Source organism: Citrobacter sp. Igbk 14, assembly GCF_028069825.1.
Lineage (GTDB): Bacteria > Pseudomonadota > Gammaproteobacteria > Enterobacterales > Enterobacteriaceae > Citrobacter.
On sequence record NZ_JANEWM010000071.1, the window covers coordinates 1 to 21,268 of the forward strand.

Sequence of the window (21,268 nt, forward strand, 5' to 3'; positions counted from 1 at the left end):
ATTTATAACAATTTTATCTTGCTCATCCTTTGATGGTACGGGCATGTTAATTTGACCTAATTCATCAAAATATAACCGTAGTCGTACCTCCATAATCCCCCTAGACCAACGTTTGAACTCCCTTTGGGTTTTCTCTAATCTAAATAAATAATGATAAAATTTGGGGTTGATATTTTTTGTTTTTCTAAGGATATCGTAAGCTGGACTGGTCACACCACTATAATTAGAATAGCCAATTGCCCCCATCCATGCGAGTAATTTGTTGACGATAATATCACCTTCTTTGACTAGCCAATAGCCGTCAGTAGTTGTTGCTTTGTTTCCTTTTTGCTCAAGTTCTTTGCGAGGAGCAACTCCTATTGCGGAATAAACTGATAATAATTCATGTTTATTATTAACTTCTGCGGGTTCGGTGATTAGTTTGAAAAATCTTTTTGTTGGTAAAACCTGCCAATGTTCAGGTACTTCTCCCAACCACTCGACACCAGACGCTTTCATCGGTACATCAGGATTTAGCCCTTTGGTCACCGCATGGCTAATCACTGCCTGACGTTTTTCTTTTAGGAGTTCAATAAGCTGTTGTTGTTTCTCTATAAGCTTGTCGATTCTTATAGTTTCGTGGTCAAGAAAACTGAATATTTTGTGCTGCTCACTCTTACTTGGTAAAAGGAGTTCAATATTTCTGAACTCATCAGGGTCTAAGTCCCATTGATTTATACGAATCCCCTTGGAGCGGCTTAAATATTGGGTGATGTAAATCGGGTTACGAAGTAAATAATGTACGTACCTTGGGTGTGCCTGTTCGAAAAATATTTTATTTGGTTGGTAAACAAAATATGCAGGGCTAACGATACCTTCATATTCTGAGATTGCGATAGATCCCTGCCAAGCTTTCATCTTGTTCATCACTAGATCATCTGGTTCAACTAGTTGATAAGGCGATAAATCCTCTGAGGGTTTGTTATTATTATCATCTCTACTAGATTTCGGTATAACACCATAATCCCGATAAACGGAAAGTAATTCCTTTTCTGCGTATCCAGTTCGTTTATTTCTGGAAAATAACCTAGCTATAGATACTGTTTTCCAATGAGCAGGGATCTCCCCCAACCACTCCACCCCAGAATCCTTATACTCTGGATACGCCTTATATTTAGCCATCAGGAGTGTACCTCCCGCAGCAGTTGCATAATCTCGACGCTTACCGCATCTAAATCAGCATCAATCTCCTCCAGCGATCGCGGCGGTGTGTACACATAGAAATGACGGTTAAACGGGATCTCGTAGCCGACAATGCCGATCTCGCCATCAATCGCGTCGCGCTTATCGGCGTTGATCCACGCATCTGCTACGTGCGGCAACACTTCTGCTTTGACGTAGCTCTCAATCAAATCGGTGGTAGAAACGGCGGGATTGAGCGGCACATTTTCGTTATCCCGTAGATCGCCGTCCTGCTCAAATTCGACCACCTGACCATGATAGGCAAACGCGCCGTACAGCGGCTGGGCGTCTTCTTTTAATACCTTCTTCACCACCGGCGCGGCGTCCGGGTTTTTGCGGGTAACGGCATCGATAAACTGCTTGTTCTCTTTGGCATCCAGCTTCACGCCGGCGGTTTTCAGCGCGCTTTTTAAGTCTGTCTGGAACTGATTAAAGTCATCGCTGACGCCGGAAATGCCGCCAGGCTTATCGCCAAACGCGGCCTGAATATGTCGGGCTTTTTCCATTAATCCGCGCTGCGCCAGCCACAGCTTGCTGTCGAGCAGGTCTTTGATTTGCTTCTCTTTCAGCTCGGCAAACTCGGCTTTGATTATGGCGCGGGCTTCGGCTTCTAACGTAGAGAAATCACCGTAACTATCTGTCTGCCAGTGGGCGGCAAATGCGTCAAACAGGCATTCCATCGGCGCGTTAAACGGCTTTGGCGCAAAGTGTAATGCGGCAATGGCCTCATCGGTAATTTGTGTCGACAGGCGCAGTGGGCGCTCAATGGTCAGGCGGCGATAGCCAAAATCGGTGCTGTGGAAGAGCTTGCTGGCGAAGGTTTTCGGTGCTTCGCTTTTCGCGGTTGCAGACTGGCGACCACGGCTGGATTTTTGCTCCGGCGCTTTCTCCAGCCCCAGCGCTTCCAGCGTGGTGGTCTCTATTGCCTCAAAATCGCCAAAGGTTTGGGTGATGAGACGGATATCGTCTTCGCCCATCAGATTACGCTTTGAACCCAGCGATTTGCGCATTTTGCCGCACAGGTTGCTGCCATCAATGAGCTGGACTTTGTCTTTGCGCTCTGGCGCTTTTTTGTTGGAGAGGATCCACACGTAGGTGGCGATACCGGTGTTGTAGAACATATCGGTTGGCAGGGCGATGATGCCTTCCAGCAGGTCAGCTTCGAGGATGTAACGGCGGATCTCGCTTTCGCCGCTGCCTGCGCCGCCGGTAAATAGCGGGGAGCCGTTAAGGATGATACCAATGCGCCCGCCGCCGCTGTGGGCATCGCGCATTTTGCTGATCAAATGCAGCAGGAACAGTAAGGATCCATCGGAGACGCGAGGCAGGCCGGGGCCAAAGCGTCCGTCAAAACCTTTCTGTGCGTGTTCGCTGTTGATCTCGCCTTCGATCTTTTTCCAGTCCACGCCAAACGGTGGGTTGGAGAGCATGTAATCGAATTTCTCGGCGGGGAGCTGATCGTTTGAAAGCGTATTGCCGAGTTTGATGCGGCTGACATCCTGGCCTTTAATCAGCATGTCTGCTTTACAGATGGCGTATGACTCCGGGTTTAGCTCCTGGCCAAAAGCGCGCATCACCGCATTAGGGTTCAGCTCGTGCAGATATTCCATCCCGGAGGAGAGAAAGCCGCCAGTGCCCGCCGTTGGGTCGTAGATGGTGCGAATAATACCGTCTTTGGTGAGCGCGTCGTCGTCGCCGATGAATACCAGCGAAGTGGTCAGGCGCACGATATCACGCGGGGTGAAGTGCTCGCCGGCGGTTTCGTTAGAGCCTTCCGCAAAGCGGCGGATTAACTCTTCAAACACCAGACCCATATCATGGTTCGAAATGTCCTTCGGGCTTAACTCTGCGGTTGCAAACTTTTGCACCACCTTATACAGCAAGTTGGCCTCTTCCAGTTGGCCGACAAACTCGCTGAACTTGAAGTGTTCGAAAATCTCACGGGCATCGGTGGAGAAGGACTGAATGTATTTCTCCAGGTTGGCCTTGATGCCATTTTGCCCCATTTTGCTGAGATCCATCGGCGAGGTGTTAAAGAATGTCAGACCATCTGCGGCGCGTAGGATCAGTTTTTCCTGCGCCTCCTCCGGCAGGTTCATTGCTTTAACTTTTGTGGTCTGGGCCAGAACCGCCTCTTTGCTGTCTTCGAGTACGCACTCCAGTCGGCGCAGCAGGGTGAAGGGGAGAATAATGCGGCCATACTGCGATTGTTTAAAATCGCCGCGCAGCAGGTCTGCGACCGACCAAAGAAAAGCGGCCGTCTGGGAGAAATTTCCTGATGTCATAAAAACTGTCCTGGCCTCTGTGAAGAGGCTTATTTTTTCTTCGGGTAGATAGTCTCCTTTTTACCAGAAATTTGTAAGTTGATCATTTATAACGAGTTTTTATAATTTATAGTGATCATTTACCGCTAAAGATCATTTTAATGAATGTTTTTTGGAGAGAGGAAAAACAGCATTCTCGCTCTGCAAGAATGCGATAAACGGTTGGGGAGATATGCCGGATGGCGGCTGAGCCTTATCCGGCCTACGGGAAGCGGAACTTGTAGGCCCGGTAAGCGCAGCGCCACCGGGCAATTCAGCAGGGGGTTACTTCTTCAATCCCGCAAACGCGGCTCGGATCTCGTCTTCCGGCAGATTAATACCGATAAACACCAGTTGGCTGTGCGGCTGTTCGTCGCCCCACGGGCGGTCCCAGTCGGCGCTGTACAGGCGCTGGACGCCCTGGAACAGCAGGCGATTCGGTTCGCCGTCAATCCACAGCATGCCTTTGTAGCGCAGCAGCTTCTCGGCGGATTCCAGCAGCAGGTTTTCCATCACTCGCGACACGTCGCTGATGTTCACTGGATAGTCCAGTTCGACGACGATCGAGGATATATCGTTTTGCTTGTCGGCGATAAAGTGGAAGCGCGGTTTGGCGTTGACTACGTTCTCTTCCAGCATAAAACCGTTGGTATCGAACAGCAGCGAAAGGTCGATATCGCCATGCGTCACGGTGTACACCGGCGCACGGGCGTTGATGCGCGCTAGGCGCTCACGCAGTTTCTCGCTTTCACCTGCGACGTCGGTTTTGGTCAGCAGGATGCGGTCGGCGTAGCCGACCTGCGACTGGGCGATGGTGAACTGGTTCATCTGCTCGTCGGCATGTACTGCATCCACCAGCGCAATCACGCCGTCCAGCAGGTAACGTTCGCAGATCACCTCATGGGAGAAAAAGGTCTGAATAATCGGGCCGGGATCGGCCATGCCGGTGCATTCAATAACCAGACGGTCAAAATTGATCGCGCCTTTGTCGAGGTTGTCGAGCAGGTCTAACAGCGCGTCTTCCAGCTCACTGGAGCGGGTACAGCAAATGCAGCCGTTAGTCAGGGTTTTGATCTGTGTGGCGCGGTCACCAATCAATTGATCGTCCACCGAGACTTCGCCGAATTCGTTTTCGATCACGGCAATCTTGTACCCGTGCTGCTCGTTGAGAATATGGCGCAGCAGGGTGGTTTTACCCGCGCCAAGAAAACCGGTGAGTAGGGTAACTGCAATCGGGGTCATTCACTTCTCCTTCTAACAGCAACTGCTTCCGCCGCTACCGTAGCGGGCTTCCTGGCGCTCGCGGAAGAATTCTTCGTAGGTCATGTACGGCTTATCGGGATGATTGGTCTTCATGTGTTCGACGTAGTTGTCGTAGTCCGGAATGCCAATCAGCATCTTCGCCGCCTGACCGAGATACTTTTTTGCCTGACCTAAAGTACCAAACATTCTATCGTCCTGTTAATGAATAAAGCCGGATGGCGGCTTACGCCTTATCCGGCCTACGTTAAGTGCATTTTGTAGGCCGGGAGCGTTGCGCCACCCGGCTTCAGTTTAGTGGTGTGAAGAGGTCTTCACGCCGCCTTCCGGCACCGGTACATACGGTGTTTCTTTATCAGAGCGACCGTTGATGGTGCGGGCTTTCTGCCAGGTACGGAACCCGTAGAAAATGATGCTGTACACCACCACCAGGAACAGAATACTCAGGCCTGCGTTGGTGTAGTTGTTGATGACGATATGGTTCATGTTGGCAATCTGCTGTGCGGTCAGTTCGCCACCGTTGGCAATCTTCTCTTTGTACTGATTCGCCATGAAGAAGAAGCCTTCCATCTGCGGGTTGGTGCTGAACAGTTTCAGACCCAGCGCCCAGGTGGTGCAGATCAGCAGCCATACTGCCGGAACCACGGTCACCCAGATGTATTTGGTACGCTGCATTTTAACCAGTACCACGGTGCCCAGAACCAGCGCCACAGCCGCCAGCATTTGGTTAGAGATACCGAACAGCGGCCACAGGCTCTTAACGCCGCCCAATGGGTCAACCACGCCCTGATACAGCAGGTAGCCCCACAGGCCTACGCAGCCCGCAGTGCCGACGACACCGGCAACCAGGGAGTCAGTTTTCTTCAGGAACGGCACGAAGTTACCCAGTAAATCCTGCAGCATAAAGCGGCCAGAACGGGTACCTGCATCCAGTGCAGTCAGGATGAACAGTGCTTCGAACAGAATACCGAAGTGGTACCAGAAGCCCATGTCAGCCATTGGCAGGACTTTGTGGAACACGTGAGCAATACCGACAGCCAGCGTTGGTGCGCCACCTGCGCGGTTCAGAACGGACGGTTCACCGATGTCTTTCGCGGTTTGCAGGATCTGCTCAGGCGAAATCACGAAGCCCCAGGAACTGACGGTTGCCGCCGCATGTGCGGTAACGTCTTTCAGTTGCGCCATAATCAGTGGTGCATTTTCACCCCCCATTTCATGCAGGTTCGGCATGGTGATGCCAAGGCCCGCAGGTGGGGTGTTCATTGCGAAGTACAGGCCCGGTTCGATGATGGAAGCCGCAACCAGCGCCATAATTGCGACGAAGGATTCCATCAGCATCGCGCCGTAACCGATAAAGCGCGCGTCAGTTTCACAGGCCAGCAGTTTCGGTGTGGTACCGGAAGCAATCAGCGCGTGGAAGCCAGATACCGCACCACACGCGATGGTGATGAACAGGAACGGGAACAGCGCACCTTTCCACAGCGGACCCGTACCATCAACATACTGGGTCATTGCCGGCATTTTCAGTTCCGGGTTGAGGATAACAATCCCCACAGCCAGACCGACGATAACGCCAATTTTCAGGAAGGTCGCCAGATAGTCGCGCGGCGCGAGGATCAGCCATACCGGCAGCAGCGCGGAGATAAACGCGTAACCGATCAGGGTGAAGGTAATGGTGGTGTCTTTAAAGGTCAGCGCCGGGCCCCAGTACGGGTCGTGTGCAATCACACCGCCGAAGTAGATAGAAGCAACCAGCAGCACAATACCAATCACCGATACTTCACCCACACGTCCTGGGCGCAGGAATCGCATGTAGATCCCCATAAATAGCGCGATAGGTACGGTTGAGCAGACGGTGAACACACCCCACGGGCTTTCTGCCAGCGCTTTTACCACGATCAACGCCAGTACCGCGAGGATGATGATCATGATTAAGAAGCAGCCGAACAGCGCAATGGTTCCCGGTACCGGGCCCATCTCTTCTTTGATCATCTCACCCAGAGAGGCGCCGTTACGGCGTGAAGAGATAAACAGCACCATGAAGTCCTGCACCGCACCAGCCAGTACCACGCCGGCCAGCAGCCACAGCGTACCGGGCAGGTAGCCCATCTGCGCGGCCAGTACCGGCCCAACCAGCGGACCTGCACCTGCGATAGCAGCAAAGTGGTGACCGAACAACACGTTACGGTTGGTTGGTACGTAGTTCAGACCATCATTGTTGATGACCGCCGGCGTGGCACGCGTCGGGTCAAGTTTCATCACCTTTTGAGCGATGTAGAGACTGTAGTAACGATAGGCCACCAGATAAACGGAAACAGAGGCGACCACGATCCACAGGGCGCTGATGTGTTCACCCCGACGTAATGCCACTACCGAGAGGCAGAATGCACCGATGATTCCGAGAATTACCCAGGGTATGTGCTTGAATATCTTTTTCGTATCCATAGTAAAACCTAATAATTGGCCGAGGCCGCTGGGGGGTTGATTGTGTGTTTGAGGAGATAAGTTGACTGCTATGTTGGGAGGATCTTGCCAGAGAGTTACGCGCGTAAAGTAAGGTAAATAAGTGAGTGGTTGTATGTCAGCTTAAGCGGTCCCAAGTGTCAGTGAGCGGTTCCTGGTGCCGGTGAGTGGGGATAATTATGTGATTGAGATCACTGATAAACGCCTTTAGATCCTGGGTTGACTGCGGACATCGACGAATCGTCGATGCTGAGATCGATTCAGTTAGCACGAATTCCATAAAGTTTTCCCTTTCCAGGCCGAAAATTCTGACATCTGTCTAGCGGAAAGAGAAAACATGTTAAAACGAATGAAGATTGTTACCAGCTTACTGCTGGTATTGGCGCTATTTGGCGTTTTACAACTGGCCTCGGGCGGGTTGTTCTTTAACTCACTTAAGAATGACAAAGAGAACTTTACCGTTCTGCAAACCATTCGCCAGCAGCAGTCTGCGCTGAATGCCACCTGGGTTGAACTGCTGCAAACGCGAAACACCCTTAACCGGGCGGGTATTCGCTACATGATGGATCAGAGCAATATCGGCAGCGGTGCGACCGTTGCTGAACTGATGCAGGTAGCGAGCACGGCGCTGAAACTGACGGAAAAAAACTGGGCGGTCTATGAGTCTCTCCCGCGTGACCCGCGTCAAAGTGAAGCCGCTTTCCAGGAGATCAACCGCACCTATGACATCTACCATGGTGCGCTGGCGGAGCTGATCCAACTGTTGGGTGAAGGGAAGATCAACGCATTCTTTGATCAACCGACGCAAAGCTATCAGGATGGTTTTGAGAAGCAATATGTCAATTACATGCAGCAGAATGACCGTCTGTATGACATCGCGGTTGAAGATAACAACAGCTCTTACAGCCAGGCGATGTGGGTACTGGCGTGCGTGCTGATTACCGTGCTGGCGGCGATTGTCGCGGTCTGGTTCGGTATTAAACTTTCTCTTATTTCTCCGATGAACCGTCTGATTGACAGCATTCGCCATATCGCCAGCGGCGATCTGGTAAAGCGTATTGATGTGGAAGGGTCCAACGAGATTGGGCAACTGGCAGAAAGCCTGCGTCATATGCAGGGTGAGCTGATGAACACCGTGGGTGATGTGCGTAATGGCGCTAACGCTATCTATAGCGGTGCCAGCGAGATTGCGATGGGTAACAACGATCTCTCTTCACGTACTGAGCAACAGGCCGCTTCTCTGGAAGAAACCGCGGCCAGCATGGAACAGCTGACGGCCACCGTGAAGCAGAACGCCGAAAACGCCCGTCAGGCAAGCCATCTTGCGCTGAGTGCCTCAGAAACGGCGCAGAAAGGCGGAAAAGTGGTGGATAACGTGGTGCAAACCATGCGTGATATCGCTTCCAGTTCGCAGAAAATTGCCGACATTATCAGCGTGATCGACGGCATTGCTTTCCAGACCAACATCCTGGCGTTGAACGCCGCAGTAGAAGCTGCGCGCGCAGGTGAGCAGGGGCGTGGGTTTGCGGTGGTGGCGGGTGAAGTCCGTAACCTGGCCCAGCGCAGTGCGCAGGCTGCCCGCGAAATCAAAAGCCTGATTGAAGATTCAGTAAGTCGTGTCGATGTGGGTTCAACGCTGGTAGAAAGCGCCGGTGAAACCATGGATGAGATCGTTAATGCGGTGACCCGTGTGACCGATATCATGGGTGAAATCGCTTCGGCTTCTGATGAACAGAGCCGCGGTATCGACCAGGTGGGCCTGGCCGTTGCTGAGATGGATCGCGTGACGCAGCAGAACGCCTCGCTGGTGGAAGAATCCGCTGCTGCCGCTGCCGCATTGGAAGAACAGGCCAGCCGTCTGACTCAGGCCGTTGCGGTGTTCCGTATTCAGCATGATCAACAGCGTGCTCGTGATGTTGCGACCGCAAAACCCGCGCCAGCAACCGTACAGCCACGCAAAGCCGCGGTAGCGGATGCCGGTGATAACTGGGAAACGTTCTAAGCCTTGTGATGCCGGATGGCGCTGGCGCTTATCCGGCCTACGGGGAAAGGTTACGTAGTTGCCGGATGATGCTGGCGCTTATCCGGCCTATGGGGAAAGGTTACGTAGTTGCCGGATGGTGCTGGCGCTTATCCGGCCTACGGGGGAAAGGTTACGTAGTTGCCGGATGGTGCTGTCGCTTATCGGGCCTACGGGGAAAGGTTACGTAGGCCCGATAAGGCGTAGCTGCCATCGGGCAATTAGCGCAATATCAGGCGCATGGCGCAGCGTGATTCAAACGCCAGGCCGTGCGCTGCTTCTTCTTCTCTTTTCTGGCGCAGTGGTGTAGAAAGCGCCTCATCTGTCAGCATCTCAAACCCCAGACCGGCGTAGAAGGGCGCGTTCCATGGCACATCGCGAAAGGTGGTCAGTGTGAGTGATGCATACCCTTTTTCCCGCGCCTGTTCAGCGACGTAGCGAATCAACCCCCGACCAATCCCTTTCCCCTGCCAGCCCAGATGCAGAGAAACTTCAGCAATAAACAGCGATGATGCAATCGGTTCTGCCAGCAAAAAGCCAACGGGAGAGTTGTCTGCCAGTGCCAGCCAGCTCATCTCGTTGTCAACATAGTGCTGATGTTGGGAGAGCGTAACGGTGTGACCATCGGCGAGCCATGCCAGTGAAGGAATGCGCAGGAAGCGCTGTCCTGCGGAGTGTTCTATGTCCGGCAGGATTGGGGTATCGACCTGGGTTGTGGGGCGGAAAGTGATTTTCATGGAGGCAGTATAGCGGGCTTTGGCGCAGGTCCGGTAATGTACGATTACCGGCCCCTTACAGAGCATCACTCCTGACGTGGGTCGCTGATTGGCTGACGAACCAGGAAGATATAGGCGAGCGCGCCTACCATGGTGACGCAACCGCAGATGATCAGCGCCAGGCGGAAAGAGTTGGTGGTATCCACAATAAAGCCGGTAACGATCGGCGCGAAGGACGCGCAGATAAAGCTGGCAAAGTTCTGGATACTGCCCACAGAGGCGGTCATGCGTGAAGCGACAGCGACGTGGATCAACCCCCAGCAGGAAGTGCCGGCGAAGTGAATGCAGAACAGCGCCATACCGATCAGGAGTACCGCAGCCATTGATGTTGTTGCCTGTGGCACGACAAACGTGAAGGCAGCGGAGCAGAACATCCCGGCGATAATACAAATCTTACGGCTCTTAATCGGCGCCATACCGCCTTTCACCAGCCAGTCGGTGACAAAACCGTTGATCAACATCCCGGCTGCGCCAAACAGGAACGGGATCGCCGCCATTAATCCGGTGCTTTTTAAATCCAGGTTGTAGGACGTTTGCAGATAACCAGGCAGCCAGGCCAGATATAACCATGCCGTGTAGTTGATACCGCTAAAGCCCAGCATCATGCCCCACATGGTGCGGTTGCGGAACAGGCTGCGCCATTCGGCAAAGCTCAAAGGATCGCGACGCGCGTTGACACTGCCGGCGTTCAGGTACGCCTGCTCGGTGGCGCTCAGTTCAATCTGTTCGCGGTTGCGGTACAGCATGTACCAGCCGATAGCGAGGAAAATACCCAGCACACCGATGGTGATGAACATCCAGCGCCAGCCCATGACCAGCATCATGGCAGCCAGAATAGGCGGACTAATGGCCACCCCGATCGTTGAAGCGGCGTTGAATAACCCCATCGGACGACCGCGTTCTTTGATGTTAAACCAGTCGTTGATGACCTTTACGCCACATGGGTTCATTGGTGCTTCACCAATCCCCATCCCAATACGTACCAACACAAACTGGGTGAAGCTGTGCACCATGCCAGACATCGCCTGGAACAGCGACCAGAAGAACATCCCCAGTCCCAGCATGATGCGCGGACCTTTACGATCCAGCAGCGGGCCGCAGGGAAGTTGCGCAATACCATATGCGAGAGAAAAGACCGACAGCAGCACGCCGATTTGTGTGGCGCTGAGTCCCAGTTCTTCGCGAATAGTTAAGTTTGCTACCGACAGTGAACTGCGGTCGAGGTAATTAATCACCGCAGCAAAAAATAATAAAATCATTGCTGTGGTCTGAATGCGCTTTATTCGACTACTGCGTTGCACCATGCCTTCTGGCGGAACATTAATATCCGCAGATGACGAGGTGCCAAACGAAGAACTCGGGTCGAGGGTAATATTATTTTTTTCCACGCCGGACTCCTGAACCTCAATAATTTATTTTTACACAGTGATTGGCTGTGCTGTATTGAAAAAGTACCGGTGATAAATCAATTTTTTCATCACCGCTCACGAAAGTTTTTTAATGCAGTCGACTTAGCGTGAGCATAGGCAAGAGGTATTTTTCTGGCGTTTTTATTTTTATAAAACCGTGCTCCCGGTAATGGTTTGCTGTTTTTAATCTGTTCTTAATAAGCATTATGGCAACGTTGGTTGATGGAGCGAATCATCGATTGTTTGGCTGAATTCAAATGGTTACAAAGCGCCAGGGTAGCATCCAGGTCACTGCGGCAAATCAGCGCGCTGAGGATGGTCATATGTTCATCGATGGCAATGATATTGCGTTGCTTGAGGTCGCTTTCATCCCACTGATAGTGGAAGTGGAAAATCACAGAAATAATCTCAAGTGACTGATTAAAAAATATATTATCGGCTGCGGAAAGCAGTAGGGCATGGAATTCCCGGTCCAGTTGCGAGAACATGCGAAAGCTACTGCCGATGCTGTCACGCAGTATCCGGTGGCGCTCCAGCAGCGTTTTGGCCTGCAGCCAGCGAGGATCATCGTCAGGCAGGTTGAGGAAATGTTGCAGAGAGTGAGTCTCCAGCATTTCTCGTAGTTCGAACAACTGCTCGGCGTAGGCCTGATCGAACTGCTTCATGCTCCACTGACCGCGCTTTTCATTTTTAATCAGATTGTAACGCTCGAATTTTAAAAGATATTCCCGTACAACGACCGGACTGACGCCTGCGGCTCTGGCCAGTTGCAGTTCAGAGAAGCTTTCACCCGCACGCAGTTGGCGCTGGTTAATCATGGTGAAAAACGCCTGCTCAAAAATCCGGTTTTGCTCGGTCATTGACGCTGTAGTACACGAAAAACCGTCATCATGGTTCGGTTTACGTACGATCACGTAGTGGCTACCGACTTGCGTCAGTACGCCGCATTCACCTAAATGGCTCAGCATGTGGCGCACGGTGGTCCGGCTGATGTTGTACATTTCTGCCAGTGCGCTTTGCGAAGGCAAAGGGGAAGGGATATGACCACGCGCCATATCATCAATTATTTGGTTAATCACATTGTGGCGTAAGTTCTGCGAACGGCTCATGGCTTCTCCTTTTTGCCTATTAAAACCCGATTTAAAACATTTTTATGCGTTGAGATTCACAGATTATGTTTCCGCTTTCTCCGGTGTTTTTATTTTCGTTGATATCTGAGGCAACAAAAAAAACAGGAGAGCAGAGTCATGTCTACGATGAATACGTTGATTTGCCAGGAACCTAAAAAATTAGTCTGGAAAGAACGCGAAATACCTATTCCGGGTGAGGGTGAAGCATTAATTAAAATTAAATCCGTAGGGATTTGCGGAACGGATATTCATGCCTGGGGCGGGAACCAACCTTTTTTCAGCTATCCACGTGTGTTAGGCCATGAAATATGTGGGGAAATTGTCGGGCTGGGGAAAAATATACAAGATCTGAAAAATGGTCAGCAGGTAGCTGTTATTCCTTACGTCGCGTGCCAGCAGTGTCCGGCGTGCCAGAGCGGGCGTACCAACTGCTGCGAGAAGATTTCGGTGATTGGTGTGCACCAGGATGGTGGCTTTAGCGAGTACTTATCCGTTCCGGTAACGAATCTACTGGATGCACAGGGGATTGATCCGCATGCCGCGGCATTGATCGAACCTTATGCCATTAGCGCCCATGCGGTGCGTCGGGCGGCGGTGGTACCTGGCGAACATGTTCTTGTTGTCGGTGCAGGTCCGATTGGTCTCGGTGCCGCGGCGATCGCCAAAGCAGATGGTGCGCAGGTGGTTGTTGCGGATACCAGCCCAGCACGCAGAGAGCATGTTGTTTCCCGATTAGGGCTTCCGGTTATCGATCCGTCCGCTGCAGATTTTGATGCGCAGTTACGCACACAGTTTGGCGGTTCGCTGGCGCAAAAAGTCATTGATGCTACGGGGAATCAGCACGCGATGAACAACACGGTGAATTTGATTCGCCACGGCGGCAGCATCGTTTTTGTCGGGCTGTTCAAAGGTGATTTACAGTTCTCCGATCCCGAGTTTCACAAGAAAGAAACCACCATGATGGGCAGCCGTAACGCCACACCGGAAGATTTCGCCAAAGTGGGGCGTCTGATGTCGGAAGGCAAACTGACGGCTGACATGATGCTCACGCACCGCTATGCGTTTGATACGTTGGCAGAGATCTATGAACGGGATGTGATCAACAACCGTGAGCTGATTAAAGGCGTGATTACGTTCTGATAGGGAGAGTGTGATGAAAACATTGAATCGACGTGACTTTCCAGGGCGCTGCTATCCAACACGCGTGATCCAGTTTGGCGAAGGAAACTTCCTGCGTGCGTTTGTTGACTGGCAACTGGATATCCTGAACGAGAAAACGGATCTGCAGGCGGGTGTCACTCTTGTTCGCCCGATCAATACCGATTTTCCACCGTCGTTGAACACTCAGGATGGGCTGTATACCACGCTTATTCGTGGCCTGAACGAACAGGGTGATGCAGTGAGCGAAGCGCGACTGATCCGCTCGGTCAATAACGAGATCAATCCGTATCAGGACTTTGCCGCGTATCTGGCGCTGGCGCACAATGCGGATATTCGCTTTGTGTTTTCAAATACCACCGAAGCCGGGATTAGCTATCACGCAGCCGACAAGGTTGATGATGTGCCACCGATCAGCTTTCCAGCCAAACTGACGCGTCTGCTGCTGGAGCGTTTTAACCACTTTGCTGGTGCGGTGGATAAAGGTTGGGTAATTATTCCTTGTGAGCTTATCGACTATAACGGTGAAGCGCTTAAAGCCCTGGTGTTGCAATATGCGCAGGCCTGGCAGCTTCCTCCGGCGTTTGCCGATTGGGTGGAAACAGCGAATACCTTCTGCTCCACGCTGGTGGACCGCATTGTTACCGGCTACCCACGAGAGGAGGCTGCTACGCTGGAAGAGACGCTGGGCTATCACGATGCCTTTCTCGATACCGCTGAACATTTTTACCTGTTTGTTATTCAGGGGCCAGAGTGGTTGGCCGGGGAGCTGAAACTGGCGCAGTGCCCGCTGAACATCCGCGTGGTGAGCGATATCAAGCCGTATAAAGAGCGTAAGGTTGCCATTCTAAACGGTGCACATACGGCGCTGGTGCCAGTCGCCTGGTTGTGTGGGCTGGATACCGTGGGGGAGGCAATGCAGGATGCTGACGTGCGTCGCTTTGTTGAGCAGGCAATTGGCGAGGAAATTATCCCGGTTCTGGATCTTCCGGCTGATGAACTGCGTGAGTTTGCCAGCGCCGTGAGTGGGCGTTTTCAGAACCCCTATATTCGCCATCAACTGCTTTCCATCGCGCTGAATGGCATGACAAAATTCCGTACCCGTATTTTACCACAACTGCTGGCTGGTCAGCAGAATGGGCGCTGGCCTGTACGGTTAACGTTTGCACTTGCTGCATTGTTGGCATTTTATCGCGGGGAACGCGCGGGCGAACGCTACCCACTACAGGATGATGAGCAGTGGATAAGCCTGTATGCCAGTCTGTGGCCGCGAGTCGGCAACGATCTGACGCTGCGTGAACTGGTGGACACTGTGCTCGGCGATGCGGCTCACTGGGGGGAAGATCTTACATTGCTGCCAGGGTTAGCTGCACAGGTGACGGCAAATATGGAAAGTATTCTGGTGCAAGGGATGCGTCAGGCAGTAAACACTCTGGAATAAGGTTGCCATGCAGCGCCCGGTGCGGTGTTGGGCGCTGTTTTTTTTCAGACAATAACGGTGGTTAGCGGTAGGCCGATAAGCGAAGCACGATCAGCACTTCATGTCACGAGCCCTGAGCAACCACTTTGATTTCAACCATCCCGATCCCCAGCTTACGCGGCGAGTGACCCAGAATGTTGCCCTCGTTGGTAGCGACGGGATCGGGTGGGACAATCACCAGCGTGTCGGCGGATGTCGGGTTATCAAAGTGCAATATGGTTGTGCTGACATCCTGACTTAATACCAGCGTTTGTTCCTGGTTGCCGACGCGTACGGGAATAGGGCGGTTAGCGTTGTCACCAAAGGCTTTCGCGGTGATAACCAGATCGAATTTCTTCGGCAACGGAGCCTTGTATTCGATTTTCACCTCTTCGCTCAGCTGTGCGTTAGACCAGCGCCCCCAGGATTCAGGGCGTGAAATTCCGCTAAACTGTTTCACCTCTTCCGGCGCGCCCGCTACGTTGAAAATGAAGCTGTCAGCTTTGTAGCGAATATCGTTATCGACAATTTTTAGTGTATCGACGTTACCTTTATAGCGTTCGATGTCGATGACCGTGTCTTTAAATGTCGTCTTCCCTTTCCAGTTGGCTTTATCGACATGCTGTACGATCTGCTGCCCGCCCAGTTGCCCCTGTGATACGCACCAGTCGGTGGAGAGTGCCAGTTCCGGTGCCCACAGCTGCGCCATTTTGTAACAGCGGTCTATCCAGACAAAGTTGTCGCGCGGGGCGAAATCAGCCAGCTGGAAGCGCAGTGGGGCTGAATATTCACTTTCCGGCAGTGGTTCGACGCGCTGATCCGATACTCGGAGCAGCAGCGGCAGGCGGAAATGACTCCCTGAGAAAGAGATCATCTCTTTGTCCCGATCGATGGTGAATGTTTTCATCTCTTTCGGGAAATTCCATAAACGGATGATGTTGGGCTTCCACGCCAGCATTTTCTCTTTGATGTTCAGGAACACTTCCGATACGGATTCGCTGGACAAGCTGCTGCGTCCAAGACCGATAAAATTGTCGCCGCCCAGAATATCCAGTACGGTGGCACCGTTATCCATGGTATTACGCTTCACCGCCAGCGTCTCCTGTTGGGGTTGATCGCCGCGTAGCACGAAGAACAGGTTGTTACGATCCTGCTTGTTGAGATACTTCCATGCGGTGTTGTTCATTGCCAGATGATCGGAAGAGACGACGATCACGGTATCTTTAAACCACGGTGAGGCTTTAATTTTATTAATAAACTCGGCGATATTTTCCTGGCTGCAACTGACCGCACTGAAGGACTGGTTGGTTTTACCGTCAATATCATAACGCTTACGGTTACAGCTGCGTGAGATGAAACCGTCCGGATGATGAGTATCGACGGTCAGGGTAAACAGTGAAAAACGCTGCCCTGAGCGTGACAGATCTTCGAATTTTTTCCACGCTTCATCCAGTACGGTATCATCATAAAAGCCCCAGTCGTTACGATAAGCGGGGTCTGCAACGACGCCCTTTAACTCTTCAGCGCCGTACAGATAATCAAATCCGTGAGATTTCAGGAATACATCTTTCCCGGCAAAGCGCAGGTTTGCACCCTGCACAAAATAGTTCTGATAACCGGAGTTCTTCAGGATATCGCCCAGACAGATGTTGTTGGGGAAGAAGCTGGAAACCGATGCTGAGGCGTTGCCTTCAAATGGCGCAAACAGCGGAATGCCACACTGTGAGGCGACCATGCCGGCGATGGTGTAATCCGTACCCGGCAGTTGCATGGTGTTGCTGAAATCCAGACCTTCGTTTTTCAACGTGCCGAGTTCCGGGGTCAGGTCCGGGAAGGCATCGTTGTTAAAATAAGTACGCTCCAGACTTTCGCCGTAGATATAAACCAGATTCAGCTTCGGATTGGGGATCGTTTTTGATGGCTCTTTGTAATAGGTCGCAAAATCGGGATCGCCATCGCGTGACTGGGATTTGACCAGTTCAGTTATTTGGTGGAAAGCCGGGCTGGCATCAACGGAAGCCAGCGCCAGCAGCAGGGCCAGCAGACTGTAACCGACATGATGCGGATGATGGCGACGGCGGCGCAGTATCCAGCCCAGCGTGACAAAAACGGTGGTCAGCGCCAGGGCGATCCCAACGCCCGGCAGGATATATTTTCCGATACCCGCGCCAGTCAGGCTGTTGGTCAGGGTATACAGGACCGCATCGTTGATACCGTCGCCTGTGAAATAGTCACTGGCATACAGCGTGATGTTTAAGACAATAAAGATCCCCAGCACCGTTAACGTGGCGGCGAACCACCAGGTGTTGCGACCCGCTTTCCAGGCATAAATCAGTACCGAAGCGAGAAACAGAGTGATGGAGAGCAATTCTGACAACGGTCTATCCTCAGTAATACCAGGCAATTGCCTGGCAGGCTAATCATTTTTTGAGAGTACAATGTAATAGCGTTGTTATATTGCTGCAATTGTAGTGACATTAAATGAGGTTGTTATTCAGAATTGGTTTAGATACGCGGGTTTTTGCGGGCAATCACTACTCATTTGGTATGAAAATATTTTCGTGGAATTGATTGATGCCGCGCCGGTGGTGAAATGGCCGGGGCGCGGCATTTGTTGCATCAGGAAATGAAGTTCATACCCTGTTTTAATACCAGATCGCAGGCCTTGGTTTTGACCTTCTCGGCCAGCGGTGTGCTGCCAATGTTGCTCAGGTTAAGCTGCTGACCATCTTTGGTATTGAGCATTCCCTGAATACCATCCAGATAGTTGGTATCTTTTTTCTGTTCAGCCGTGCTCAGACCCAGTTTATCCAGCACCTGGTTTTTGACGTTTTGCGCGTCAGTGACCGAAGCCAGTTTCTGTTTTGCACAGTATTCCAGAATCCCTGCTGCGTTATTCATGCTGCTGGACGTCAGAGACTGATTGCTGCCATTTAACAGGCTGGTCAGGGAAGAAATCGAGGAACTGCCCTGCGAGGTGGAACTTTGTTTGCTCAGTTCGCTGGCCGCACTAGAGAGCGAATCTTGCCAGGATGCGGCAAAAACGCTGGTGGAGATGAGTGTGCTGGCGGCAACCGCGCAGCACAGCAGACGTTTGGTAGTTTTCATCATTATGTGTAACTCGTGTTATGCATTTTCAGCGCAGTATAGCGCTGGCTGTCTTAGGAGTGTTCCCAATACGCTAATACTCTTTGCCGGTGACCCGACTCCGGTAGCTTTCCCAGTTAAAGATCACCCACAGGCTGTTGCCCAGACGCATACGATCCATCACCCGTTCGCCGAGCAGTTTGTTCATTTCATCCATATTGCTGTTTGTTAACATGCCGGTTGGACGTTTAGACGACGAACGGCGATCGACAATCTGGTTGATGATCACTTTCTCGTAGCGGGATTCTGTCTGCATGCCGATCTCGTCGATCACCAGGAGATCCACATTGCTGAGATCGTTGAGCAGTTGCTCTTCACTGGTCTCACGATTGCTGAATGTCTCTTTCATCGCCGACATGATATCGGCCACGGTAATAATCAGTACCGACTTGCCGCGTAGCAGCAGTTCGTTGCAGATGGCAGCGGCAAGATGGTTTTTACCCGTACCAGGTTTGCCGGAGAAGATAAAACTGGCGATGTTGCCGTCAAATTCTTCAACGTATTGGCGGGCTTTGCTTAGGGCGTTCATCTGACCTTCGCACTCGACACGATAGTTCTCGAACGAGCAGTTCTGGTGTAGTGGGCGGATACCGGAACGGTTGAAGGTCCTTTGCATTTTCATGGCCCGATTCTCACGCGCCAATGCAGCGGCACGAATTTCACCTTGCTCCTTTTGCCACGCCAGCAGCTCCTCGCCTGTTTTGAAGGCCGGCTCAACATTGGGTGGCATCATTTTTTGCAAACGTTTCATCAGGTCGCCAACGTTTTTCATCGTTATCCCCTAAAACCTGGTGGAATATGGCTGTCAGGTTCGCTGACACTGTTAACATCGCGCTTGGGCATCCCGCCATTGCTGGCCCGGCCTATTTGTATGCTGCGTGCCAGTTTTTGCTGCCACTGGATATGGTGAAAGACTTTGCCTTCGGCTTGCCAGTAGGCAACAAATGAAGCCAGTTCTTCTGCGGTGACGGGCTCTCTTAGCGCCACTCCCCATAACGCCGCCTGACGCTGGAAGTCAGCATCTGGCTGCCAGTCAGCGTACATCGCAAATTTACCCATTGGCACGGCAACCGGTACCGCTTGCGGCTCTTCATAGAATTGGGCATCTAAGGTTACATCGCTTCCCGGGCGTGACAGCTTCTCTTCAAGCGCCAGTAACTCTGCCAGTCGTGCTGGGGTTACGGCGTAAAAAGCAGGCGCATTATTGGCAAAAACAGCCACAGCGCCAGCCGCCGACTTCGCCAGCACCGCGTTGTGATCGTGTAATAAGGCGTCAATACTGATGACGTCCGGAGTCAAAATTTTGCAGGACATAATGTTTCTCAATACTGAACAACAACCGAGAAGGGACTGCTTTTATAGTAACACAGAGAAAGAGGAGAGCAGCAGATGAGGGAAGGTTCCCCCATCTGCAAAGGGGTAAACAGGTTCACTCGTTACACGCGCGGACGTTTGCGATACAGCCATAATCCTGGCACGGAAAGCCCAATTGAGAGTGCGCCTACAATCGATGATGCTTTCAGGAAGTTGGTCAGCAGGGTGATCATCAGCGCTTCGCTATAGCCGAAATGACCGATCTTTACGGCGGATATCATGGCGGTGTAGGCGGAGATCCCTGGAAACATAGGGATCACTGCCGCAACGGTGAAGACTTTCGGATGTGCCAGATACCATCGTGACCACTGGATCCCAATGCAGCCTACCAGCAACGAGGCCATAAAGGTGGACCATTCGATGTTGAATCCAGCGGTCATCATAACCATTCGGGAACCGTGTCCCAGGGCACCCAACAACGCACACCAGGGAAGCGCCCGATGTGGAACATTAAAGACCATGGCAAATCCTACTGCCGGGATGGCAGAAAGGATCATGTCCTGTATGAGTGCCAAAATAAAATCGATCACGCCCATCCGCGAAGCCCCCATAAGGTCATAGACATCACCACGCCAATACAGGTTGCCAGCGTAAGCAGACTGGCAATCGCCCAGCGAGCGAGGCCGGTGTTAATGTGTCCTTTAAACATATCCGCAACCGAATTGATCAACGGAAAACCGGGAACCAGTAACAGCACGCTGGCGGCCATGGCTACAGTTGGCGTGTGATTAAACGTCGGTAGCGTAAGCAGTAGCCCGGATATGGTGGTTGCCACAAAAGCGGTGATACAAAAGTTGATTTGTGGATGCAAATGCCGGGAAGCCAGGATCTGGCGAATGTACATGGCAATCATGCTGGCGAAGAAGGTGATCATCGCGCCATCCCAGCCGCCGTTATTGAGCTTACAAAAGCAGGCACAGGACAATCCGACCATGAACGCAACCAGCCATCTGGGATAGCGCAGCGGTTTGATTTGGTTAAACCGTTTCTCTACCCCTTTTTCATCCAGCAGATTATGTTCTGCCAAAATAACGATGTGTTGCACTTCCGTCACGACGTGCATATTGATGCCACGATCCTGATTTTTTCGGGTCGATGTCAGGCATTGTCCGTCTTTGATCGTCGTCAGCACGATGGCATTCGATGATATGGCACTTTCTACACTGTCCATCCCAAGCGCCAGACCCAGGCGGGTGGAAAGTTCATCGACTAACGCACTTTCTGCGCCATGTTGCAGTAAAAAAAGCCCGCATTGTATACATAACCGTGTAACCGTTCTTTGTGACGACTGCTCTGTTTGCATAGCTCGCTCTGACTAAAAGATGCTCTCTTAATGAAGAATATCTTCTTTTTATCATGAAGCGTGAGTCCGTTGGCTCTGGATAAGATCAATCTTTGTGTTGAAAAAAACAGGTCACTCGGAGGTTGCAGGGAATCGTATCGTGGACCCACGCTTGAGCCAGGGCTAAATTTTCTGCGGTGAACAGTAATTACGTAAGGAATGCTAATAATTTAATGTAGTTATTTTAATTGTACAATGAATGTACT

Annotated in this window: 17 protein-coding genes; 3 read left to right on the top strand and 14 right to left on the bottom strand. The window is 51.9% G+C overall.

Going from position 1 to position 21,268, the window contains the following annotated elements:
* The 5 genes from NNN64_RS20210 to btsT all read right to left on the bottom strand — a co-directional run.
* Nucleotides 1–1,161 (bottom strand): restriction endonuclease subunit S (locus NNN64_RS20210; RefSeq protein WP_271442540.1); only part of this gene is annotated, 1,161 nt, incomplete at its 3' end.
* A complete protein-coding gene (locus NNN64_RS20215; protein ID WP_271442541.1) occupies nt 1,161–3,506 on the bottom strand; it encodes a type I restriction-modification system subunit M in 2,346 nt (781 codons plus the stop codon). The genes NNN64_RS20215 and NNN64_RS20210, both read right to left, overlap by 1 nt.
* Nucleotides 3,507–3,809: 303 nt before the next feature.
* The gene (gene yjiA, locus NNN64_RS20220) at nt 3,810–4,766 is read right to left on the bottom strand and encodes a GTPase (RefSeq protein WP_271442542.1); all 957 of its coding nucleotides are present in this window, start codon (nt 4,764–4,766) and stop codon (nt 3,810–3,812) included.
* A gap of 12 nt (nt 4,767–4,778) precedes the next feature.
* On the bottom strand, nt 4,779–4,973 hold the full coding sequence (locus NNN64_RS20225) for a YbdD/YjiX family protein (RefSeq protein WP_003830038.1): 195 nt from the start codon (nt 4,971–4,973) through the stop codon (nt 4,779–4,781).
* 105 nt (nt 4,974–5,078) lie between these two features.
* On the bottom strand, nt 5,079–7,229 hold the full coding sequence (gene btsT / locus NNN64_RS20230) for a pyruvate/proton symporter BtsT (protein WP_115601038.1): 2,151 nt from the start codon (nt 7,227–7,229) through the stop codon (nt 5,079–5,081).
* A gap of 355 nt (nt 7,230–7,584) precedes the next feature.
* Here btsT and tsr point away from each other — a divergent pair, with 355 nt between their 5' ends.
* Nucleotides 7,585–9,249 carry a methyl-accepting chemotaxis protein gene (gene tsr / locus NNN64_RS20235; protein WP_271442543.1) on the top strand — a complete coding sequence of 555 codons (1,665 nt, stop codon included), beginning with the start codon at nt 7,585–7,587 and terminating at the stop codon, nt 9,247–9,249.
* Between the two features lie 239 nt (nt 9,250–9,488).
* On the opposite strand, the gene NNN64_RS20240 is transcribed toward tsr, so the two are convergent.
* From NNN64_RS20240 to NNN64_RS20250, 3 genes are all read right to left on the bottom strand, one after another.
* Entirely contained in the window at nt 9,489–10,004 is a 516-nt protein-coding gene (locus tag NNN64_RS20240; protein ID WP_271442552.1) for a GNAT family N-acetyltransferase, read from the bottom strand.
* Nucleotides 10,005–10,069: 65 nt separating this feature from the next.
* Nucleotides 10,070–11,431, bottom strand: coding sequence for an MFS transporter (locus NNN64_RS20245; protein ID WP_271442544.1), 1,362 nt, complete (start codon nt 11,429–11,431; stop codon nt 10,070–10,072).
* A 215-nt stretch (nt 11,432–11,646) separates the two neighbouring features.
* Complete coding sequence (locus tag NNN64_RS20250) at nt 11,647–12,561, bottom strand: GntR family transcriptional regulator (protein ID WP_271442545.1); 915 nt, start codon at nt 12,559–12,561, stop codon at nt 11,647–11,649.
* 138 nt (nt 12,562–12,699) lie between these two features.
* On the opposite strand from NNN64_RS20250, the gene NNN64_RS20255 reads away from it, so the two are divergent.
* Entirely contained in the window at nt 12,700–13,722 is a 1,023-nt protein-coding gene (locus tag NNN64_RS20255) for a zinc-binding alcohol dehydrogenase family protein (RefSeq protein ID WP_271442546.1), read from the top strand.
* 13 nt (nt 13,723–13,735) lie between these two features.
* Nucleotides 13,736–15,181, top strand: coding sequence for a tagaturonate reductase (locus NNN64_RS20260; protein ID WP_271442547.1), 1,446 nt, complete (start codon nt 13,736–13,738; stop codon nt 15,179–15,181).
* 103 nt (nt 15,182–15,284) lie between these two features.
* On the opposite strand, the gene opgB is transcribed toward NNN64_RS20260, so the two are convergent.
* The 6 genes from opgB to NNN64_RS20290 all read right to left on the bottom strand — a co-directional run bounded on the left by opgB (nt 15,285) and on the right by NNN64_RS20290 (nt 21,023).
* Nucleotides 15,285–17,576, bottom strand: a complete 2,292-nt coding sequence (gene opgB, locus NNN64_RS20265; RefSeq protein WP_271442548.1) for a phosphatidylglycerol--membrane-oligosaccharide glycerophosphotransferase — start codon at nt 17,574–17,576, stop codon at nt 15,285–15,287.
* A 242-nt stretch (nt 17,577–17,818) separates the two neighbouring features.
* Nucleotides 17,819–18,310 (bottom strand): DUF2501 domain-containing protein, encoded by a 492-nt coding sequence (locus NNN64_RS20270; RefSeq protein WP_271442549.1) that lies wholly within the window; start codon nt 18,308–18,310, stop codon nt 17,819–17,821.
* A gap of 70 nt (nt 18,311–18,380) precedes the next feature.
* Nucleotides 18,381–19,118, bottom strand: coding sequence for a DNA replication protein DnaC (gene dnaC / locus NNN64_RS20275; RefSeq protein ID WP_003019133.1), 738 nt, complete (start codon nt 19,116–19,118; stop codon nt 18,381–18,383).
* Between the two features lie 2 nt (nt 19,119–19,120).
* A complete protein-coding gene (gene dnaT / locus NNN64_RS20280) occupies nt 19,121–19,660 on the bottom strand; it encodes a primosomal protein DnaT (RefSeq protein ID WP_271442550.1) in 540 nt (179 codons plus the stop codon).
* Nucleotides 19,661–19,782: 122 nt separating this feature from the next.
* Nucleotides 19,783–20,256, bottom strand: coding sequence for a threonine/serine exporter (locus NNN64_RS20285; protein WP_271442551.1), 474 nt, complete (start codon nt 20,254–20,256; stop codon nt 19,783–19,785).
* Complete coding sequence (locus NNN64_RS20290) at nt 20,247–21,023, bottom strand: threonine/serine ThrE exporter family protein (protein ID WP_101742995.1); 777 nt, start codon at nt 21,021–21,023, stop codon at nt 20,247–20,249. The genes NNN64_RS20285 and NNN64_RS20290 overlap by 10 nt, the downstream gene beginning before the upstream one ends.
* Nucleotides 21,024–21,268: the final 245 nt, after the last annotated feature.

Coding starts and splice junctions, on each gene's coding strand:
- NNN64_RS20215 (WP_271442541.1), bottom strand. CDS start 3,506: ATGACATCAGGAAATTTCTCCCAGACGGCCGCTTTTCTTTGGTCGGTC.
- yjiA (WP_271442542.1), bottom strand. CDS start 4,766: ATGACCCCGATTGCAGTTACCCTACTCACCGGTTTTCTTGGCGCGGGT.
- NNN64_RS20225 (WP_003830038.1), bottom strand. CDS start 4,973: ATGTTTGGTACTTTAGGTCAGGCAAAAAAGTATCTCGGTCAGGCGGCG.
- btsT (WP_115601038.1), bottom strand. CDS start 7,229: ATGGATACGAAAAAGATATTCAAGCACATACCCTGGGTAATTCTCGGA.
- tsr (WP_271442543.1), top strand. CDS start 7,585: ATGTTAAAACGAATGAAGATTGTTACCAGCTTACTGCTGGTATTGGCG.
- NNN64_RS20240 (WP_271442552.1), bottom strand. CDS start 10,004: ATGAAAATCACTTTCCGCCCCACAACCCAGGTCGATACCCCAATCCTG.
- NNN64_RS20250 (WP_271442545.1), bottom strand. CDS start 12,561: ATGAGCCGTTCGCAGAACTTACGCCACAATGTGATTAACCAAATAATT.
- NNN64_RS20255 (WP_271442546.1), top strand. CDS start 12,700: ATGTCTACGATGAATACGTTGATTTGCCAGGAACCTAAAAAATTAGTC.
- NNN64_RS20260 (WP_271442547.1), top strand. CDS start 13,736: ATGAAAACATTGAATCGACGTGACTTTCCAGGGCGCTGCTATCCAACA.
- NNN64_RS20270 (WP_271442549.1), bottom strand. CDS start 18,310: ATGATGAAAACTACCAAACGTCTGCTGTGCTGCGCGGTTGCCGCCAGC.
- dnaC (WP_003019133.1), bottom strand. CDS start 19,118: ATGAAAAACGTTGGCGACCTGATGAAACGTTTGCAAAAAATGATGCCA.
- dnaT (WP_271442550.1), bottom strand. CDS start 19,660: ATGTCCTGCAAAATTTTGACTCCGGACGTCATCAGTATTGACGCCTTA.
- NNN64_RS20285 (WP_271442551.1), bottom strand. CDS start 20,256: ATGGGCGTGATCGATTTTATTTTGGCACTCATACAGGACATGATCCTT.
- NNN64_RS20290 (WP_101742995.1), bottom strand. CDS start 21,023: ATGCAAACAGAGCAGTCGTCACAAAGAACGGTTACACGGTTATGTATA.